Origin of the sequence: Undibacterium sp. Xuan67W (assembly GCF_049340165.1) — a bacterium.
Lineage (GTDB): Bacteria > Pseudomonadota > Gammaproteobacteria > Burkholderiales > Burkholderiaceae_D > Undibacterium.
In genome coordinates this window covers 287311-306230 of sequence record NZ_JBMPPN010000005.1, presented here as the reverse complement: position 1 = coordinate 306230, position 18920 = coordinate 287311, and the positions used below count along the sequence as shown (strand labels likewise).

At 42.0% G+C, this 18920-nt stretch carries 19 protein-coding genes and 2 tRNA genes; 13 read left to right on the top strand and 8 right to left on the bottom strand.

What is annotated here, in order from left to right:
- The first annotated feature begins 232 nt into the window (after positions 1 to 232).
- Positions 233 to 928: a hypothetical protein gene (locus tag ACO0LE_RS07275; RefSeq protein ID WP_422959746.1), complete on the top strand. Its 696-nt coding sequence runs from the start codon at positions 233 to 235 to the stop codon at positions 926 to 928.
- Between the two features lie 78 nt (positions 929 to 1006).
- Here the strand turns inward: ACO0LE_RS07275 and ACO0LE_RS07270 are convergent, their stop codons facing one another.
- Together ACO0LE_RS07270 and ACO0LE_RS07265 are read right to left on the bottom strand one after the other, a co-directional pair.
- Positions 1007 to 2587, bottom strand: coding sequence for a tyrosine-type recombinase/integrase (locus ACO0LE_RS07270; protein WP_422959745.1), 1581 nt, complete (start codon positions 2585 to 2587; stop codon positions 1007 to 1009).
- Positions 2588 to 2680: 93 nt separating this feature from the next.
- Positions 2681 to 2771: transfer RNA gene (locus tag ACO0LE_RS07265), tRNA-Ser, on the bottom strand.
- A 212-nt stretch (positions 2772 to 2983) separates the two neighbouring features.
- Between ACO0LE_RS07265 and murJ the strand changes: the two genes are divergently transcribed.
- Positions 2984 to 4540: a murein biosynthesis integral membrane protein MurJ gene (murJ, locus tag ACO0LE_RS07260; protein WP_422959744.1), complete on the top strand. Its 1557-nt coding sequence runs from the start codon at positions 2984 to 2986 to the stop codon at positions 4538 to 4540.
- 254 nt (positions 4541 to 4794) lie between these two features.
- Here murJ and ACO0LE_RS07255 read toward each other — a convergent pair whose 3' ends face one another.
- On the bottom strand, positions 4795 to 6699 hold the full coding sequence (locus ACO0LE_RS07255; protein WP_422959743.1) for an ATP-binding cassette domain-containing protein: 1905 nt from the start codon (positions 6697 to 6699) through the stop codon (positions 4795 to 4797).
- A 481-nt stretch (positions 6700 to 7180) separates the two neighbouring features.
- Positions 7181 to 7255 (bottom strand) — tRNA-Arg (locus tag ACO0LE_RS07250).
- Positions 7256 to 7316: 61 nt separating this feature from the next.
- Here ACO0LE_RS07250 and ACO0LE_RS07245 point away from each other — a divergent pair.
- From ACO0LE_RS07245 to ACO0LE_RS07210, 8 genes are all read left to right on the top strand, one after another.
- Positions 7317 to 7796 carry a hypothetical protein gene (locus ACO0LE_RS07245; protein ID WP_422959742.1) on the top strand — a complete coding sequence of 160 codons (480 nt, stop codon included), beginning with the start codon at positions 7317 to 7319 and terminating at the stop codon, positions 7794 to 7796.
- 27 nt (positions 7797 to 7823) lie between these two features.
- On the top strand, positions 7824 to 8786 hold the full coding sequence (locus tag ACO0LE_RS07240; RefSeq protein WP_422959741.1) for a DNA-methyltransferase: 963 nt from the start codon (positions 7824 to 7826) through the stop codon (positions 8784 to 8786).
- Positions 8783 to 9745 (top strand): hypothetical protein, encoded by a 963-nt coding sequence (locus ACO0LE_RS07235; protein ID WP_422959740.1) that lies wholly within the window; start codon positions 8783 to 8785, stop codon positions 9743 to 9745. Before ACO0LE_RS07240 ends, ACO0LE_RS07235 begins: the two co-directional genes overlap by 4 nt.
- Before the next feature lie 1006 nt (positions 9746 to 10751).
- Complete coding sequence (locus ACO0LE_RS07230; RefSeq protein WP_422959739.1) at positions 10752 to 11180, top strand: hypothetical protein; 429 nt, start codon at positions 10752 to 10754, stop codon at positions 11178 to 11180.
- Positions 11177 to 11494 carry a hypothetical protein gene (locus tag ACO0LE_RS07225; RefSeq protein ID WP_422959738.1) on the top strand — a complete coding sequence of 106 codons (318 nt, stop codon included), beginning with the start codon at positions 11177 to 11179 and terminating at the stop codon, positions 11492 to 11494. The genes ACO0LE_RS07230 and ACO0LE_RS07225 overlap by 4 nt, the downstream gene beginning before the upstream one ends.
- A gap of 69 nt (positions 11495 to 11563) precedes the next feature.
- Complete coding sequence (locus tag ACO0LE_RS07220; RefSeq protein ID WP_422959737.1) at positions 11564 to 12046, top strand: hypothetical protein; 483 nt, start codon at positions 11564 to 11566, stop codon at positions 12044 to 12046.
- Between the two features lie 213 nt (positions 12047 to 12259).
- The gene (locus ACO0LE_RS07215) at positions 12260 to 12568 is read left to right on the top strand and encodes a hypothetical protein (RefSeq protein ID WP_422959736.1); all 309 of its coding nucleotides are present in this window, start codon (positions 12260 to 12262) and stop codon (positions 12566 to 12568) included.
- Positions 12569 to 12644: 76 nt separating this feature from the next.
- Positions 12645 to 12974, top strand: coding sequence for a hypothetical protein (locus ACO0LE_RS07210; RefSeq protein WP_422959735.1), 330 nt, complete (start codon positions 12645 to 12647; stop codon positions 12972 to 12974).
- A gap of 40 nt (positions 12975 to 13014) precedes the next feature.
- Here ACO0LE_RS07210 and ACO0LE_RS07205 read toward each other — a convergent pair whose 3' ends face one another.
- Positions 13015 to 15783, bottom strand: coding sequence for a DotA/TraY family protein (locus tag ACO0LE_RS07205; protein WP_422959734.1), 2769 nt, complete (start codon positions 15781 to 15783; stop codon positions 13015 to 13017).
- A 266-nt stretch (positions 15784 to 16049) separates the two neighbouring features.
- Here ACO0LE_RS07205 and ACO0LE_RS07200 point away from each other — a divergent pair, with 266 nt between their 5' ends.
- From ACO0LE_RS07200 to ACO0LE_RS07190, 3 genes are all read left to right on the top strand, one after another.
- Positions 16050 to 16361, top strand: coding sequence for a hypothetical protein (locus tag ACO0LE_RS07200; RefSeq protein ID WP_422959733.1), 312 nt, complete (start codon positions 16050 to 16052; stop codon positions 16359 to 16361).
- Positions 16362 to 16595: 234 nt separating this feature from the next.
- Complete coding sequence (locus ACO0LE_RS07195; RefSeq protein ID WP_422959732.1) at positions 16596 to 16931, top strand: hypothetical protein; 336 nt, start codon at positions 16596 to 16598, stop codon at positions 16929 to 16931.
- A gap of 104 nt (positions 16932 to 17035) precedes the next feature.
- A complete protein-coding gene (locus ACO0LE_RS07190; RefSeq protein ID WP_137008662.1) occupies positions 17036 to 17401 on the top strand; it encodes a helix-turn-helix domain-containing protein in 366 nt (121 codons plus the stop codon).
- 10 nt (positions 17402 to 17411) lie between these two features.
- Here ACO0LE_RS07190 and ACO0LE_RS07185 read toward each other — a convergent pair whose 3' ends face one another.
- The 3 genes from ACO0LE_RS07185 to ACO0LE_RS07175 form a co-directional block, all read right to left on the bottom strand.
- Positions 17412 to 17849 carry a hypothetical protein gene (locus ACO0LE_RS07185; RefSeq protein WP_422959731.1) on the bottom strand — a complete coding sequence of 146 codons (438 nt, stop codon included), beginning with the start codon at positions 17847 to 17849 and terminating at the stop codon, positions 17412 to 17414.
- Positions 17850 to 18176: 327 nt separating this feature from the next.
- Positions 18177 to 18383, bottom strand: coding sequence for a hypothetical protein (locus ACO0LE_RS07180; protein ID WP_422959730.1), 207 nt, complete (start codon positions 18381 to 18383; stop codon positions 18177 to 18179).
- Positions 18373 to 18684: a hypothetical protein gene (locus ACO0LE_RS07175; RefSeq protein ID WP_422959729.1), complete on the bottom strand. Its 312-nt coding sequence runs from the start codon at positions 18682 to 18684 to the stop codon at positions 18373 to 18375. The genes ACO0LE_RS07180 and ACO0LE_RS07175 overlap by 11 nt, the downstream gene beginning before the upstream one ends.
- Between the last annotated feature and the right edge of the window lie 236 nt (positions 18685 to 18920).

Genomic DNA, 18920 nt, shown 5'->3' with positions numbered 1-18920 from the left:
CCTCGGCCTGCTTGAGGATGGCGATGATCTGACTGTCGGTGTAACGGGAAGGCTTCATGCAGAACTTTCAAAAATCATATTTAGAAAATTCTACTCATTTCAACGCTTGTTTGCAGGGGGGATTACCGAAGCATACTGAATCTGCTAAAAAATGGAGTCCGCATGTTTTGCATAACGTGCGTCCCTGATATAGTTTCGCAAAAAAATATCACAATCAAAAAAGGCGGCAGGCATGGTAAAGACAACTTCAAAAGTTGACGGAAAATTAGTAGGGGTCGATAAATTGCGAGTTGATACTTGGTTTGCGGCAGTTATGCAGGCAAGTAAGCAAACTAAGGTTGAACCGCTTGTGGAATTCTTGTCAATCAACGGACTCAATACAAATCGTGATAAATGGGATCGCTATAAGAATTCCACAGCTAAACCATTACCGATTTTTGTAGAGGAAGTAGATACAGTCTTACGCGGTACGGCAAGAATCTACATGTCTGGTGTAGATAAGTTGCCACTGTGGAAGGTACTAGGCAGAGACGAAAGTGCCTGTAAACGAACGGTATCCAGTTTGCTGGCAGACGCAAAGATGTATCAGTCAGGAAAAAGCGTCACCGACAAATGCCACACACTGCTTCACTATATGGTTGAGTGTCAATTTCAGGAGGCGTGGTGCGGTTCGCCTATGGACCTAGATAAATTAGTGGCTAGTCCTACCAGAAATGCGATTGCAAAGAGCTGCAAGGCTAAAAATCTGGATAGCCGCACTATGCTGGCAATTGTCGCGCTATGGATACTTGCGCAGTCTGGTAAAGACCTTAAAGCAATCAATTACACGGACTATTTTTTGTTGGGGATTTTAAAGCAGCCGTTGAGCGAACGATTCGTTCAACCAATTGCAGGCTATATTCGTGAAATGTATCAGGACGCTGGGTAAATAAAAACAGCCTGTCCAAGCGTCCAGGCTGTCCATGCAGATTTCACGTTGTAGGAATAAGTTTATTTGCTACTGATTTTAATTTGTGTTGTGGAGTTCTTTTGCCAATTTGTTGTTTTGGGATTTCTCTTTGAGGCGTAATTTTTTCTTCGTGGCCTCTACAATCAATTGGCGTGGATACACCAATTGAGCAAACGGCAAATTGAAGTTAAGTTTACTGGCGACATGCTCTAGTAGATAACCAACAGAGTGTTCACTGGCATAGACTTTAGAATTTGTCGTTTCGTGCTCGTGTCCAATAAATTGGCAACGGGTTTCCTCTGAAACACCTGCTTTTTTGAGCGCGTTATTGGAGGTGGAACGAAATGAGTGAAATACTTTTTTAGAGTCAGTGAGTTGTAAACTATCCAGATATTTCCCAAATCGCTCGCTTGGGGTTTCGCTGAAATTGCCAAATGCATTGGGTGTTAAGTAGGGAAAGAGCATGCCACCAAACTGCTTCATGTCTTCAACGAAGTTCAGGAAACCTATTTCAATTAACTTTGGATGAATCGGTATGGTGCGTTTGGCTGCGGGTGTTTTGAGGCGTTGACATTCATCTTCATCGGTAATGGCAATAGCCCATATCTGGTCAATTTGATTGATATCTTCAATCCGCAATTGGCATAGTTCACCAATCCGTCCACCTGTGTGCAAGCCTAATAATGGCAGCCAAAAATCAGTAGGATTTTTTTGTGCTAGATAAGTCGCGGGTTTGAAAATATGTTGAAGATCGTCCTGTGAAAATTCTTTCCAACCATTTTTCGCCTTTACTTTTTTAGCTGTCGATTTTGTGAAAAGCTTGTGCCCATAAGTGGGAAATACGGTTTCGTTCTCCCATAATCCTGAGTTTTTTGCGAGTTCAAATAAGCCCGTGATAGAGCTTAAATACTTTTGCTGTATGGTTTGATTGGTTAATCCTTTTTGCAAAAGTTCATCAATGAAATCGGAAATGTCTTGGCGAGAGATTCCTTTGATAGGGAAATCTGGCGTATTTTTCCTGACTGCGATCCAATCAGAGAACATTTGTTGATGGCTACGGTACTCATACAATGTTTTAGGCGCAAGTGTGTTTTTCTTGCGAGTGGCAAACTTCTCAATCAACTCATGCAGCGGTGTTCCTGATACGATTATTTGTTGGTTAGTTGATGGGGTAGTGGTGTTAGCTACTTCAATAGAGTCTGTAGTTTGAGGTGTGGTAAGCTCAGTGCGATCCATGTTGAATTTCATGGATTGACCAATATCGCTATCCCAAAAATCTTTGCTTGCTTGAAGCAAGGCTGCAATATCGGCTGGATTGTTGGGGTCTGCCTTAATTGTGATATTGCCGCCGTTGGGAGGGGCGATTGTAATTTCAAGATTGCGTAACGACTCGTCCATTTCTTTTTGGTTGAGCGAGCTGATTCGTTTCAAAATATCTTGTTCATTTTCGTGCATATGACCATCCCTTTTTTTGGTGATTATGATAGCTAAAATGAGCAATGATTTTTCTTTTGCGAGCTTGGGATTTTTAGTTTGTAACGAAATTCTGCGTTCTTTGCGAACACCTTGAATAGAATATTGGTGGCGATAGTAGAAAACACCGTGGCGGGATTGTCGAATTTTGCAAGCGATTTTCATAGTAACCTCTGGTGAAGAGGTACCCCTATGAGTGCCACCATAAGCGAAACAAAAAGAAAAAAGCCCTTGATAAATCAAGGGCTTATGTATCCTTGGCGGAGAAAGGGGGATTCGAACCCCCGGTAGGCTATGAACCTACGCACGCTTTCCAGGCGTGTGACTTAAACCACTCATCCATCTCTCCAGTTTCGCAGTGTTGCTCATTTGCGAAGCTCGCAATTATAGCAGATAAAGATTTCACGGCAAATATTTTATTCCCGCAGCCGATTTTGCCTTGGTTTTTGGTCTGCTCTGGTGCCACTGACTACTCGTATTAATTTGACTGTTGCCAGTGCCTGCGTCGCGACTTATTTTCTGGTGGGTTGCTAGCGCGTGCAAACGTTATAATGCCGCTCCATGAACCTACTCAAAACGCTCGCCACGATTAGTGGCATGACGATGTTGTCACGTATTACGGGGCTAGTCCGTGATGTGCTGATCAATAATTATTTTGGTGCGACGGCGCTGACGGATGCGTATAACGCGGCTTTCCGGATTCCAAATTTCTTTCGCCGCTTGTTTGCTGAGGGGGCTTTTTCCCAAGCTTTCGTTCCTATTCTCGCCGAATATAAAAATCAAAAAGGCGATGTCGTTACCAAGGAGTTGATCGATCATGTGGCCACGGTTCTGGCGTGGACGCTGCTGGCGACTTGTATACTGGGCGTGGTCGGTGCGCCGGTGCTGGTATATTTGTTCTCGTCGGGTTTCGCCCAAAACCCAGCGAAGTTCGAGGCGACCGTGGTGATGACGCGGATTATGTTTCCGTACATTGGCTTCATGTCGCTGGTAGCTTTATCCAGTGGAATTTTGAATACCTGGCGTGAATTTAAAATTCCTGCTTTTACGCCGGTTTTATTGAATTTGTCTTTTATTGCGGCGTCGATTTTTTTAGCGCCGTATCTTGCGCAACCTGTCTATGCATTGGCGATTGCGGTATTTGTGGGTGGTGTGTTGCAGGTGGTGATTCAAGTTCCTGCTTTGATGAAGTTGGGCGTATTGCCGCGCTTCCGGATGAATCCGTTTTTTGCGTTGCGCGATCCTGGTGTGAAGCGGGCCTTGCGTCAGATGGGGCCGGCTGTTCTGGCGGTGTCTGCGACGCAAATCAGTATCTTGATTAATTCAACCTGGGCGTCTTATTTGCCGGACGGTAGTATTTCGTGGCTGGCGTCCGCCGATCGTTTGATGGAATTCCCCAGTGCTTTGCTGGGTGTGGCTTTGGGGACGATTTTGTTGCCAAGTTTATCCAAGGCGAATTTTGAGTCGGATACGAAAGAATATTCCTCGCTGCTTGACTGGGGTTTGCGTCTGACCTGTCTGTTGGCGATGCCTGCGGCGGTCGCGCTGGGGACGTTGCCCGATGCGCTGACGGCGACGTTATTTCATAACGGTAAATTCGGTGCAGATGCGGTGCATATGACGTCGCAGGCGGTCAGTGCGTATGGTGTTGGCCTGATGGGATTGATTCTGGTCAAAATTCTCGCTCCAGGTTTTTATGCCAAACAGGATATACGCACGCCGGTGAAAATCGCGATTGGCGTATTGGTCTGCACGCAGTTAATGAATCTGCTGTTTTTGGGTGGTTTAAAAATGGGGCATGTCGGCTTGGCTTTGTCCGTTGGCCTGGGCGCTTGTATCAATGCGGCGTTTTTGTACGCAGGACTGAGAAAGCGTGGCATCTATACACCAGAATCTGGCTGGATGAAGTTTTTGCTTAAATTGCTGGTTGCCTTGCTTTTGATGGGTGGTGTTGCGTTTTTCTTATCCGCTCAAGTTGACTGGATAGGATTGAAGCCGCATAAACCCACAAGGATTGCGATATTGGGCGGTGTGATTGTGGCTTGTATGCTGACGTATTTTTCTGCCTTGTTTGCGATGGGATTCCGCTTAAAAGATTTTCGTAAAGCGGTTAAGTAATTCGTATTAGGGGAGTTCTGGAAAGGCAAACCGCATACTGGATGCGCCTTTCAGACCAATAATGGCTGGAAAGCCGCATTGGTATTGCGCGATCGGGTTGTGGAGTTAAGGTGTGGGATCAAGCTGTGATGTGAGATGAGTCAGAATCGCAAATCGGTAGTGTCAGTAATCTTCTGCGTTGAGCAGATTTTTTCAAAAAAAACGGGGCAATTATGTGCCCCGTTTTTTTGTGCCTGCGATATTGTCACCGCAAATTAGCCTGCGATTTTTTCCCATTTATCCAGTGCTTCGATGAGTAACTCATCCAGCTCTGCATAGCGTGCGTTCAGCTTATTGGCTTCATCTGCGCCATTTTTGTAGAGATTCACATCGTTGAGTTTTTCGGTGATCGCTTTTTGTTCTGCTTCCATCGCTGCGATCAGATTCGGCAATTCATCTAACTCGCGTTGCTCTTTATAACTGAGCTTCTTTTGTTTCGCGGCTGGTGCTGGAGCACTTGTTTTTGCGTCTATTTTTGACTCTGGTTTTGTGTCTGGCTTAGTGCTTGTTTTGACTAGTGGCGTAGAGTTGCGATAGCGCTCCCAATCTGAATAACCACCGATAAATTCGCCCCATTGACCATCGCCCTCGGAGACGATTACTTGCGTAACGACGTTGTCGAGGAAGGTGCGGTCATGGCTGACCAGGAACACGGTGCCGTCGTAGTCTTCCAATAACTCTTCCAGCAATTCCAGCGTATCGATATCCAGATCATTGGTCGGTTCATCGAGTACCAGTACGTTCGCTGGCTTGGCAAACAAGCGTGCCAGCAACAGCCGATTGCGTTCGCCGCCGGACAAGGATTTAACCGGTGAGCGTGCGCGTTCTGGTGCGAACAGGAAGTCGCCGAGGTAGGACATGACGTGCTTGCGCTGTCCATTGATCTCGACGAAATCGCTACCTGGTGCGATGGTATCGGCCAAACTCATTTCGTCATTTAATTGCGCGCGCATCTGATCGAAGTAGGCGATCTGTAATTTGCTACCTTGTTTGATCAGGCCGCTGTCCGGCTCATCTTGTCCCAGAATCAGCTTCAGGAGCGTGGTTTTGCCAGCGCCGTTCTGACCAATCAGACCGATCTTGTCGCCGCGCATAATGATGCTGGAGAAGTCGCGTACGATGACTTTTTCGCCAAAGGATTTGCAGACGTTTTCTAATTCCGCCACGATCTTGCCGGAGCGCTCTCCTGTCGTCACATCGAGCTTGACCTGACCCTGCTGATCACGACGCGCACTGCGTTGCAGGCGCAAATTTTCTAAACGTTTGACGCGGCCTTCATCGCGAACGCGGCGGGCTTTGACGCCTTTACGTATCCAGATTTCTTCCTGAGCGAGGAACTTATCAAACTTGGCGTTTTCGACTTCTTCGTTTTCGAGTTGTTCTTCTTTACGTGTTTGATACGTGGTGAAGTTGCCCGGGTAGGACGTGATTTTGCCGCGATCTAATTCAATGATGCGCGTCGCCACGTTATCGAGGAAGCTACGGTCATGGGTGATGAACAGTACGCTGCCCTTAAAGTCGCGCAGCAAACCTTCCAGCCATTTGATCGACGAAAAATCCAGATGGTTGGTCGGTTCATCGAGCAGCAGTACATCCGGTGCGCTCACTAGCGCACATGCCAGGGCGACCCGCTTTTTCATACCACCTGACAGGGTGCTCATGATGACGTCTTTGCTGAGATTGAGTTTATCCAGCGTGGTTTCAACTTTGTTGGTCAGGCTCCATGCATCCGCCGCATCGAGTTTGATCTGGATGTCATGCATGCGCTCCATCAGCGCGTCGTCGTTATCGCCACCAAACTGTCCGGTCAGCGCTTCGTATTCAGCGAGCAAGGCTGCCATCTCACCCATACCAGAGGCGACCGCGTCAAACACGCTGATATCTGGCGAGAATTGTGGCTCTTGCTCAACATAAGCAATCTTGATGCCTTGTTGCATTACCAGCAAGCCGTCGTCCAGCTTCGATGTGCTGGCAATGATTTTGAGTAGTGAGGATTTACCGGTCCCATTGCGACCGATCAGGCCAACGCGCTCGGCGGACTCAATAGAAAATTCTGCATGATCGAGCAGGGCGACGTGACCGAATGCCAATTGGGCATTGCTGAGTGAAATGACTGCCATAAATACCTGGTAAACGAGGGTGTGATTTAACTAAAGCCGGGAGTGTCGGTGATGGGCTAGAAGGCGTAAATGTGGTCTGAAGGTACCGCCTGAAGCAACCGAAATCCGCTGAAATTGGATGAATAAAGGCAGTATTGTACTTGAGCCCGAGCCTTCTATCGCAAAAGCCGTCAATTGCTTGTTATGCCACGCTCAGGTAAGATGCTGCTCTCTTCAAAGAGCATAGCAGTATCTGGTGCTCGAATAGAGTCTCTCCGTAGCACAATGGATAGTGCACATGCCTCCTAAGCGACTTGGGAGGGTGCCAAACCAAAGCTAAGTTGTTGATTTGTATGGAAAGCAGGCTCTGCTAATCCCTCGATATCCACCTTGATCCAAGGTAGTCTTGGAACAAATTTGGCACACGAAGATGGAAAAGTAAGGGCCAGAAACGACAACAGGTAGCATGTAGCTACCTGTTTTTTTATGTGGCGTCAATCGGTGGTGTCCCCACCAGGAATCGAACCTGGATCTGATTCTTAGGAGGAACCTGTTCTATCCATTGAACTACAGGGACACACGATCAGCCCGATACTGTAGCATGTGTGCGAGTCTTTAGACAAGAAGTGATATACAAGATGGTCAGTCAACAACTTATTGATAATTTGAAGGAAAAGACCAAAGGCAAGTTGTTGATGTCACCTGAACAACTGTCTGAAGTAATTCCACTTACTTCCAAGCAGCAATCAAAGTTGCGAAAAGAAAACCGTTTTCCGATCCCCTTCAAGAACATTGGACGACTTGTTTACTACTCAGTTTATGACGTGGCTAACTTCCTTTTGAATGGTGAAACCACACCAACTAAAGAAGTTCCAGAAGAAGCGCCAGCACCACAGATCACCATCAAGAAGAAGCCAACCAAGTCCACAGCACCAGTTCAGGACCTGTCCCATATCTTCATGCTCAGAGCTTTTGCCAAGTCTTTGGAAGAACGTGCAACTGCTATGCTTTCTTTGGCAGAGAACTTGAACAACTATGCCAATAAGAAAGAAATGAAAGATCGTTTTGAACAAAAGTTCCCAACCAAGGGTTTAAAAGAACCCGTTGAAAAACAATAATTGGGGTAAATTATTATGAGCAGAACAATGGAAAAACCAAAGAATAATATGTCTTTTGATTTTGCCACAACCCCAATCGAAGAAAACGCTGTCAAAAAAGAACAACTTTTTGAGCCAGTAACAACAGGGTTTCAACTTCAGTATGAGCATGCAAATGGAAAGCTTTATCAAGGCAATTCATTTGATTGGCTTGAATCACTAGATGACTCAAGCGTTGATCTGGTGTTTGCTGATCCACCTTACAACATAAAAAAGGCGGATTGGGATAACTTTGAAAGTCAAGAGAAGTACATTGAATGGTCTATTACTTGGATCAAGCAAGCTTCACGAGTTTTAAAACCTACAGGATCACTATATGTATGCGGATTTTCTGAAATTCTTGCTGATTTAAAACACCCGGCCTCAAAGTATTTCAAGCATTGCAGGTGGTTGATTTGGCATTATAAAAATAAAGCCAATTTAGGAAGTGAATGGGGACGCTCTCATGAAAGCATCATCCACTTTAGAAAATCTGATTCAGCGAAACTAAACATTGATGATGTTCGCACCCCATACGGCGCCCATACCCTCAAGTATCCTTCACATCCACAAGCTGAATCTAGTGCATACGGCAAAGGTGTAAATAAGCAGCGAGATAATTGGACTCCACATCCAAAGGGTGCAAAACCAAAAGATGTTTTTGACATTCCCACTACTTGTAATGGCATGGGTGAAAAAACACCACATCCAACCCAAAAACCTGAAGAATTGGTTCGTAAATTTATCTTAGCTTCTTCCAATGAAGGAGATTTAGTGGTTGACCCATTTTCTGGATCTGGAACAACAGCAGTTGTGGCTGAACAGCTAGGTCGTAAATGGATGGCTTGCGACCTTGACCCTCAATACAACAAATGGGCTGTAGAAAGAATTGAAAGTGTTAGACGCATGACAAAAGAAGAGTGGATAGCACACGATCGAAAAACCGCAGAAAGAAGGGAGTCAATCCGATGAGTCTTACACAATTAGTAAATCACGCAACCAATAAAGAACGCTTCAATTCAATTGAAGACTATGTTGATTTCTGCACTCGCTATCTGGAATATGTAGATACTGGATTACAGGCACGCATCATTTCACAGAATGAAAGTCACTACCAGTTTTTCCAGTACAAACAAGAAGGCAGCTTTAACATTACACGTCCAATCAATTCAGCATTGATGTACGACGCGAATAGTTTTGAACAAGCTGCACAACAATTCAATTTAACACTAGAACAATTGCGAGATGGACAGCGGCCATCCGGTGATTTACGCGAAAACCTAATTCGCACTATTTATACGCTCCAACAATCTGTTGGTGCTGCTTTAGATGGTCTACCTGCTGGAAAATCTAACCAAGCTAGAAAAGTCAATGGCGATTTATTCGAGCGACTTATTAGGCTGCTTATCGTATCCATGAACGTTGATTGTGTATCTGGAACAATGCAGGTTCCAGTAAAAGATGCTGATGGGACAGAGCTTTTTAAATCTAGCTATCAACACGATTTATTGTTAAGCAAAGAAAATGAGTTGAAAATAATTGGCTCAGTAAAAACCTCCAGCAAAGACAGAATTGATAAAGTCTTTATGGATAAGTTTTTATACAATCGGCTTACCGATACTGCACTTCCACACATAGCAATCTTTCTAAATGATGTGCAGCGCAAGAAAACCAAAAGAGAGAACGAATATGGTGTAAGTGCCACGTTCTTACCCGGTCATTTCAAGGCATACACAGTCAAACTAAATCCATTGGACGGAGTTTATTACTGTGATATTCGTCCAAATATGAGAGAAGATGCTTTACTCTCACAGCACATAAAGACCATTGATCATTTTTTCTATTCTGACCTATGGGAGCTATTGGATCGCCCTGGTCAAACGTTGGAAGAAATCGCCATAAAGGAAGAAGAACCAACAGATGATGAATGATATTTAAAGCAAAATAAAAAAAGGCTAGTCATTAAGACTAGCCTTTTTTATTGTCGTTAGATTCGGCACCACCCGGTTTCTAACAGCACACTCTTGACAATTCGAAAATTTATCTTAGATATGTACTACCACTATGCAATTTAATCATATTAGATATTTTTTAATTGTCAATAACTCAAAACTGATTATTTGCTCTTGGTAAAACAAGGGCATTTTTTATGCCCGACTGAAAGATAGGTTGAAGTGTTATATGTCACTGGGCAGCTTGAGTAATCAAGCGATTAAAAAGACCCTTTACTCAGCATCGGTCAATCTAGGAAGAAGACAAGAGAAATCTTGGAAGTATTCAGTTAGTCATTTGTGTGACGAAAAGAGCATGGCTCATTAAAGATAGTAATTTGGCGAAAGAAATTACAGCGATACGGCATAAGATAAGTCCGAATGGTAGGAGGTGAGAACCTACCAACAATAGCCAAATGAACGAGCCCAATAGCACAAGTGCCACTATGCAGATAGTGGAGTTTCTTTCAAAACTACTAGCGGCAGGTTATTCATACCGATCTGCCATAAGCCAGATGTTGGGAGGTGTGAGCAAATATAGGTTTAGGCTTAGTTCTGTAAAAGGAGCGTCCTGGATACCCTGCACCCTACTGTTAGATTGGTAGAAAGAAACCAGGATTCGGAAAGGTTACTAACAACCTTATGGGCCGTTTTCAATTGAATGAAAACATGGCAAAGGCAGAAATAGCACTAGCAAAAAAATCAAGAGATTTTGCTAGGTTGCTAGGGATAAGGCTTTGCCGTTTTTCTTTAGAAAAACGCAAAGACTAGGTACTCTTATATAAGATAAATTAATCATCATCCAAGCAAAGATGATGATGACTCAGTTCAGCAAAGAAGAACTCGCTAGAGATTTACGATAGTAAATAAAAATGGAAAGCGCGCGAAATTTGACGTAATGAAAAAAATTTCCTATAAAAATACAAAATAGAAATATAGGAAAAGAATGAACTACGCCGAGCAGAAAAAATTAACAGCAGCAGCAAACAAATTACTTCGTGGTACTGGAAATAAAAAACCAAAGTCTAAAAAATATCCAGGAACAAACCTACCATTCAAACTCTTTGCGCAACATCAAGGATCTTTTCCAGCAGGTCAATCACCAACCTGCATTGAACTTAAATGCTGGGAAGACATGGCAAATAAAAATCGCCAGAATGGACGATTTGAATTTCTTCAAAACAAGACCTATTACAGAATAAATTTAAAACGTCCGGGGATCTATTTCTTTCAAAACTTGGAAATAGTTCTTCGCAAAGACTTCTACTACAAAGCTGGAAGCAATGGTTTTTTCTCGCTAACAACTGATGGAAAAATTCATCCAATGACCGAAGAAGAAGCACAAGGCGCTTTTTCCAATAAGGAATCTGTATGAGCAACAACACCATCAAAAGAAAGAACGGCCTAACTCACTGTGAAGATGGTCCAGCAGTCACACATCCTGACGGCGCTAGAATGTGGTATGTGTACGGTGTTAAGCATCGTTTGGACGGTCCTGCTGTAGAGTGGGCAGATGGCACTAAGGAGTGGTGGGTAGCTGGCTTCAGGCATAGAACGAAGGGCCTTGCCATAGAGCACCCAGATGGAACAGGATTGAGCTTCTATTCTGACCAAGCAGCAAAGTTTGAAAAGCTAACCAACATCATTGACCTTGGAGCTTGGCTTAAAAGCAATCGCAAACACTATTAAATTTCATCCGCAGAAATTTGATTTTGTCAATAGTTCTGCTATAGTTATTTTTAGATAACGGAGAAATTTATGGAATTTGATTGGGTTAAAAAAATAAATGCAGACAGTGAATATCATTCACAATGGCTGGAAAATAATTCCCGTAAACAAGTTGCCGAATGGGCGCAGAACGATAAAGATAGAAACACTGCTTCTGAGATCATTGCCCTAAAGAATAAAGTCAAAGAATACGAAGATCTTCTTTCACGTCCTATGAAAGAAATTGCCCAAGCCAGTGGCGGCTTTAAGAAAACATATGAAACACTCGTCGAAGCACAGGATGAAGTTCTAGCCAATTGGATTGTTTCTCAGAAAGCCTTCCGTGAAACTGCAAAAGTTCTTGCCGCTCAACTTGATAAGACTCCAGAAGAATTTACTGAAATTCATCAGTCTAGTATCAACGCAGTTCTTACCAATCAGACCCAACATGAGAATAATGGCAATGAGAGTCCATTGTTGGAGCGCCATGCAGCAGCCATTCTTGCCATTCGCAAGAAGCAAGGTAAAGCTTAATCTCCCATGACAAACAAACCACCCTCGTCAAATGACGAGGCCATTTGGGATGAGATTCTGAATTCAGAGCTTAGTAAGAAGTTTTTGGATAAACTGATTGAGCAGAACAAAGAAGAAATTCAACAGCAGAAAAAATAAAGGCACCCAATTGGGTGCTTTTTAGTTGACTTGAGTCTTCCATTTTGTATGTTTTCTCTAACTAGGAGAACGACTATGAAATGGTGGAAAGCAATGTATTTATGGCTAAGAAATTTTTACTGGAAGTTTTTTCATATGAACTTAGAAAAATTAGATGGCACCTTCATTCAAATTAGACTGGAAGATATTTCCTCTGTAGAACTTAGTTTTTTAAATGGAGAGCCAGTCATTATTTTAACAATTGGAAAGAGTCCCATCCAAATTTATCTAAAATATGCCGAACCAAATCTATCACTTCTTAACGGCTTATTTGTGAACTACTTCAGCAAGAAAAATAAGATCGAAGCAAAAGACTCCACATTTAAGAACAATGGAAATAATTAAAAAGCACCTTCGGGTGCTTTTTTAGTTGACTCTATCCTTTGATTTTATATGTTGTTCTTAAACAGGAGAACAGCATATGAGATGGATAAATTGGATTTTCTACAGACTGAAATTCTTGATTGGAAAATTTTTGAGAAAAATCTCTCTACATGGTCAAGAAGGATCTGAAATAGTCGTTGATATTGACGAAGTTGTTTCTATAGACTTCGATGAATCAACAGGCTCAATCATAATAATTGAGAAAGGCAAGGAGCCCAAATGGCTACCTATGACCGATTGGAATATTCATGTTGCTGCAAGCCATGCAGCACATCTCATTGAAAGAATGAAAAAGGCAAGCGCAAGAATTAAAAGACATTTGAATCCTTCAAAACCAAATTTTCCAAACGAGCCAAAATATGAATAAAAAAGCACCCAATTGGGTGCTTTTTTGTTTGCGTTGAAATTTAATCTTCTTTGATTTCACCACCCTTATCCTCAGTTTCTTGTTTGACTTCCTGCTTCACTTCTTCCTGAACAACTTCTTCATTTTTGAAGTTTGATTGAATAAACTGCTGCATATCTTGTGGATTATCTGACTCTTCAACGGCTGTGTTAACAACCTGACTGAAGTTATCTCCAAGATTTGCTTTAGCGCCAGCTAAGAACTTCATAGCATTATTGGCTTGAGAAATACTAGGTACCATTTGACCTTTACTATTTTTTCTCATTGAAGCTTGCTGTAAATATGCAGCACCTTCAGGGCCAAATTCCTTTTCAGCTTTCTGTGTTGCAGCACTCATAGCAATATCACGTCCAAATGATTTAGCAGCACTTTGAGCACTTCCATGTTCAGAGAATCCATTTTGTGATGCATCTAACATTTGTTGCTGGAAGGAATCAACACCAGCTTCACCACCGACAGAACTTGCAATTTCAAGTCCTTCATCATATGCAGAACTTGCAGCTTGATTCCTTGCAAAGTCTTGAGGGGTATTTAGACCTAGTGCTGTTGCTTTCATATCTCCAGCACCATCGCCAAATTTTTTATCTAAATCATTTTTGTGTTTTTCAAAACCACCAACTGCATTAATTTTCTCTAACTCACTTCTTGCGTGTTCTTTACCACGCTGCATTGATCCAGCCAAATGACCACCAGCAGTTTTAGCAGCAATGCCAGTTGCTATGAATGATCCAGCATTGGAACTACCAAGCTCATTTGCTGATTGACCAAGAGAACCACCTTGACCACCAAACCATTTCAATACATCGTCAGCAATACTTGAGATTACTTTCATGCATTTTGTAATGATTGTCCACATCATTCCACAATAAATCAATGGGAAGGCAATTAGTGAAAGAATCATTATGAAGATGTTGGAATCAGTCTGTGATAACAAGAATGCTGAAGAAAATATCTTGTTAATCAAGGTGCCAAGCACATAGATGATGTTAATTGAGGCGATCAATCCAATAACAGCAAAGACTGGTCTAAACATTAAACTCAAAAGTAATGAATAACCGCTAGATCCTTTTCCTGTTAAGTCATCACCATTTGGGTGGAGATGATAAACACCCCACATAGTTGAAATCACAATAGCTTCAACTGCCATTATTAGCCAACCTATGAAAACACCCATCCATAACATAAATGGCATCATTGGAAGTATGAAGGACAATGTGAAACCTACTCCAATCATTAGAGGCAATATTGTCATGAACATTGGCTGAAATGACTGAGTCAATGCTAGTGGACCAGCAACACCAGGCGCAGCAGTTGCAATTGCATATGAACCACTTGAATAGCCAGCCTGCATGGTTGCTGCTACACCCAATAGCCAATTTCCTAGTCTTTTCATTTCAAGAATTGGATTGGAGCCATCATCTAGAACGAATGTTCCTACACCTTGTATGAAGTGCTTCATGAGTCTGGTCAAATCAAAACCAGAAGAAAGCCAACCCATCCAACTCCATTCCTCACCACCAGTATTACTTTCTTTATTGATTGAGAAATCACCAATTTCTTTGTCAGCCATTTTTAGATTTTTTAGACCCTCACCATACTGGGTCATAAACGCACCTAGATATTTATTACTGTCAGCTTTCATTCCTGATGCAGTCGGTATAGTTGCAGTGGTTCTACTTGATAAATCTACCAAGTAAGATATTTTCATGTAGTAAGCGCCAGCGAATGCCCAACCATCACGTTTAGCTGATTCTTCAAGCTCCTTTAGATTCATGAAGGATGAAGTAATTTGCGCAGCATTAGTTTTAATTGTATTTTGGTAGGTAGCAACAGCTTGATCTATAGAAGGACTTGGATCGGAAGCAGTGTTATCAATCCATGCTTTTGCAGCAGTGTCTAAACTTGTTACCAAGATCGCAGCAGCTTCTTTATTTTGCTCTGCTGATTTATAGGCTGATTGAAGATATAAATTGGGATCACCTAATAGCCCAAGAACACTTGCAGAATCTGTTTTTGCTACAGTAGGTGTTTCAGTATTTTTGACAGTCATAGTGCCGCAACTACTAGGATTAAATCCAAGACCTGCTTCAGTCATGCCGAACTGATAAATAGTTGAACCTTGATTCCAAGTTTGAGTTTTAGTTATTCCTACAGCCGGTGGTTTTTCATTTGGCATAAGAATCGGATCAATCATTCCTGCATTGTTCCCGCTCTTCAAAAGCTTTTCATAGCCTCTCATGCAAGCAAGAGAACCAAAAACTTTGTAGCCCAGTGCTGTGGCTTGTGGTGGAGTTATACCAACAGTCATTTGATTTTGAAGACTAGAAACACTCATGTATTTAGCCCAAGTGAGATCAGCTAAACCGATACCTTGAACCAAACACCAAGTAACAATCCAATTGAAGATCGCGTATTGACCATTAATGATTGGAAGCACCATCGCGGTTGATAGTGAGTAGCGAATTGGAATCCAGACAGAAGAGAATTTTTTTCCAAGCATCTCACCATCATGGGCAGTTCCTATAGTTCCAGCCAAAATTGTGTAGGTAGCAAAAATACCACCTATTATTAATATGGCGCTATTCAATATCTGCATGATCGGACCAAAGGCATCAGAGCCAGAGGCTCCAAACGTTCCAATGTTTCCGAAAAGTGCGGCAAGCACTTTCATACTTACATCAGTATCAGGTGGAACAAATGGCCCCACTGTTGTGGCCAACGCTACACTTGGCATTAGAAGCGCCAAGATTGAGTATAGAATTTTTTTCATAGAATTTCCTTTTTTTATTCTTGTAATTTAAGATTAACAAAGGAAAAACAAAAGGCAAGATATACGATATCAAATCAGACCATCCACAAATGAAAAAAGGGCAAGTCATATTGACTCGCCCTTTTTTTGCATTTCTCATTGAATTGGCACAAGAATAATTATGGAGCTATGCTCTTATAAATCTACGATCTTTCAATCGTTTGTCAATGCCTCCAGTTGACTTTTATAGCTCATTAAGTAAATTGAACTCATAACAGGAGAATTCATTGAACACACAAACAACTATCGCAGTAATCATTTCAATTTTTGGCGGGTGGATTGCCAATCTATTTAATATCCAAGTTATGAAGTTTTTCTTCAAAGAAATCTATGAGAGCACACTGGAAAAACATGGTGTGAATGGATTGAACTTTAGACTTGCCATCATTTTGCTACTTATTGACTTGCCAGGTCTAATTCAGGGAATAGTGAATCCGCAGCCTATTCTTAGTGCAGTTTGCGCTTCAAGTGCATTTTTCGCCCTTGTCATGCTGCTTAGAAATCTCCCCAAACCTAGCAGCAAACAGCTACAAAACTAAAAGCACCGCTAGGTGCTTTTTTTACGACCTAACGCGAGACGTTAGGACCTCACGTGCCACTGCATGTACCTTCTTCACTGACAAGCGTACAGTTCGTTCTATTGGTTGGCGACACAAAGAAGTCAATCAAATAAAGCGATCAACTGTAGCGACTACCCACTTTATACCTACCAGTGAAATAATTCACTTGGAAAGGAGGGATTAAATATGACATAAATTTAAAAGGAAAATATCATGAAACAACTTAATCTTATCGCAGTCCCTAACGGTGCTTTTACTCTTGAAGAAGCTCTTCAAGATTCAACAGCTCAACAAGCTATTCAAATGATTAAAACCATTGAAGGCACCACAACATCAAAAATCAAGGCTTTTCTATCCGTTTATCAAATGATTGATGCTTTGTCTCAAATGCGCCAGCAAGATATTGATATGAGCCAATTGCACTACGAGAATTTTAGAAACTCAATGACGATGGTTGTTAATGTTAGCTTTGACTCAATCATGAAGTCTTTCACCAACCACGAACGCAAAATGCTTCAAGAGTTGGTTGCAAAAGCTCCTGCACACTAAGCTTCAGCAGCACCAAAAACAAAGGCTCCAATTTGGAGCCTTTTTTGTTGATCTCTGCGCCTATGTCAGTCAAAATCATATGAATTTAACTGTCAATACTACACATGGCAAAGTCACCCAAAGACATACAACGTTTGCAGGTTATCGGTAAAAGCTTGCAGAAGCTGCGAGTGAAAACAGGCTATTCACAAGAAGAGGTTTCTGAACGTCTTAATATCACTTCCAAGTCGTATGGTGCATATGAGCAAGGCACTTCCACACCGGACATTCTGAGATTGATTCAGATTGCTGAAATCTTTGAATGTGAGCTTGATGAACTTCTAGTTGGCATCAGTTCAAAACCTGATGACCAGGCCAAACACATAGCCAGCCTTTTACAAGGAGTTAAGCGAGCCGATAGACTCCACATTGTCAGAATCGTGGAGAAAATTTGTCTAATTTCAAAAGGCAAATCAAAAATAGACTCCTAACAAAGTGAATTTATATCTTTGCTCTTTTTTCTCTATGTTTTTCAGCAAGGGTCACATGAAGTTTTTCGTTGAGATTTTTCTTAACAATAAACTGTTCAATTTCTTGTTCAGTCACACGGCCACCATTGCGAAACCATTCATAGAAAAAGTCACCTTCATCAGGATCTTTGTAAATGCAGGCCGGACCATCATCCCTATGGCGCTCACCATTAATCCACCACTCCTTGCCGCCATCTGAATACTCAATAGCAGGTCCATCTTCTCGGTGTAATTCATCATTCAAATACCAACTCTTTTGCTGAATAGTCAAAGAGCCATCAACGTTTTTTTTAAAATTTATTTTCGCTGGACCATTTTCACAGTGAATTTTTCCATCCTTGTAAATACAAACGCATTCACCTTCTTGAAAGACACCATTTTTTAAATCGCCATTCACATCTTTTTTCATATTTTTATTGCTCTTATATTTGTGGGCAGCTTAGTTGCAGAGTAGTGCCCTCATCAATCAAAAATGCATTAGTTAATCGCTAAAGCAACCAGCCTTATATTAAGTCTAGCAAATAAATTTTTCGAAGCAATAGAACAGAAGCACTTAAACGAGTGCATTTTTTCTTTCTGCATTTTTTTCCCCATCCCTGCGGGAGCACCTACTTCATTTATGCGTTGCAAAATAAAGCAGGTCGATGAAATTCACTCTTACAACTGGCGCACGTAGTGGGAACGCTCCGCCGTTCTTCCAATATGTGAGGCCGGGGCCGGCACCAGCCAAGTGCGTTTAGTCAGAGCTATTTACATCAACAGCACCGGGAAGCAGTCTATTTTTTCTCACAACTGATTCAAGAATTATTTTCAGTTCCTGAATCTTTTGAGCATCACTTCCAATAGTAAAAGCTTGAACCAAGTCCCTCAAGTCTGCCACTGAAACAGTCAATTCATCAATTGAAGTGAGTTGGCTTTTGTCGTAGTTGAACTCAACTTTCATTTTTATTGGCATCCATTTTTGAAACATACTTTGATTTTTGGATCAGTGTTTCCTTGATCAATTGCTCTAGATTAGTTCCATTTTTAATCGCATATTCTTCAAGAGCCTTGCAGTTTTCTTCACCAATGAACTTGAAATAGACAGCAGCGCGAGCCTTTTTTTTCTTCTGCACATATTCACTCACTGCATTTCTAACTACCATTCCGAAGTTATCTGACTGCCCCGCAGTGATCAAGTAATCATCAATCCACTGAGCATCTTCGTTGCGAATAAACGCAGTTTTTTTCTTGCAACCCTTCATAAAGTTCCTCCTGTTTTTATGAAGCATATGAAATCAGATAGATAAAACAAGACCCATTCCGAGAGTATCAGCTATCGAGTTTTTTCATAATCGTGGACATTACTTTTTAATTTCGTAAAATTAAGAGTACAGAACAGCAAGACAAACAAACCATACCAGGAGAACCCTGACGGTTCTCCTTTTTATGGATTTGTCTCTTGCTGGGGTTCCCCCAGACCCCTAGTACAAATTACAAA

Bases quoted from the DNA above. Each gene is read 5' to 3' on its own strand.
- ACO0LE_RS07275 (WP_422959746.1), top strand. From the start codon at position 233: ATGGTAAAGACAACTTCAAAAGTTGACGGAAAATTAGTAGGGGTCGAT.
- ACO0LE_RS07270 (WP_422959745.1), bottom strand. From the start codon at position 2,587: ATGAAAATCGCTTGCAAAATTCGACAATCCCGCCACGGTGTTTTCTAC.
- murJ (WP_422959744.1), top strand. From the start codon at position 2,984: ATGAACCTACTCAAAACGCTCGCCACGATTAGTGGCATGACGATGTTG.
- ACO0LE_RS07255 (WP_422959743.1), bottom strand. From the start codon at position 6,699: ATGGCAGTCATTTCACTCAGCAATGCCCAATTGGCATTCGGTCACGTC.
- ACO0LE_RS07245 (WP_422959742.1), top strand. From the start codon at position 7,317: ATGGTCAGTCAACAACTTATTGATAATTTGAAGGAAAAGACCAAAGGC.
- ACO0LE_RS07240 (WP_422959741.1), top strand. From the start codon at position 7,824: ATGGAAAAACCAAAGAATAATATGTCTTTTGATTTTGCCACAACCCCA.
- ACO0LE_RS07235 (WP_422959740.1), top strand. From the start codon at position 8,783: ATGAGTCTTACACAATTAGTAAATCACGCAACCAATAAAGAACGCTTC.
- ACO0LE_RS07230 (WP_422959739.1), top strand. From the start codon at position 10,752: ATGAACTACGCCGAGCAGAAAAAATTAACAGCAGCAGCAAACAAATTA.
- ACO0LE_RS07225 (WP_422959738.1), top strand. From the start codon at position 11,177: ATGAGCAACAACACCATCAAAAGAAAGAACGGCCTAACTCACTGTGAA.
- ACO0LE_RS07220 (WP_422959737.1), top strand. From the start codon at position 11,564: ATGGAATTTGATTGGGTTAAAAAAATAAATGCAGACAGTGAATATCAT.
- ACO0LE_RS07215 (WP_422959736.1), top strand. From the start codon at position 12,260: ATGAAATGGTGGAAAGCAATGTATTTATGGCTAAGAAATTTTTACTGG.
- ACO0LE_RS07210 (WP_422959735.1), top strand. From the start codon at position 12,645: ATGAGATGGATAAATTGGATTTTCTACAGACTGAAATTCTTGATTGGA.
- ACO0LE_RS07205 (WP_422959734.1), bottom strand. From the start codon at position 15,783: ATGAAAAAAATTCTATACTCAATCTTGGCGCTTCTAATGCCAAGTGTA.
- ACO0LE_RS07195 (WP_422959732.1), top strand. From the start codon at position 16,596: ATGAAACAACTTAATCTTATCGCAGTCCCTAACGGTGCTTTTACTCTT.
- ACO0LE_RS07190 (WP_137008662.1), top strand. From the start codon at position 17,036: ATGGCAAAGTCACCCAAAGACATACAACGTTTGCAGGTTATCGGTAAA.
- ACO0LE_RS07185 (WP_422959731.1), bottom strand. From the start codon at position 17,849: ATGAAAAAAGATGTGAATGGCGATTTAAAAAATGGTGTCTTTCAAGAA.
- ACO0LE_RS07180 (WP_422959730.1), bottom strand. From the start codon at position 18,383: ATGAAAGTTGAGTTCAACTACGACAAAAGCCAACTCACTTCAATTGAT.
- ACO0LE_RS07175 (WP_422959729.1), bottom strand. From the start codon at position 18,684: ATGAAGGGTTGCAAGAAAAAAACTGCGTTTATTCGCAACGAAGATGCT.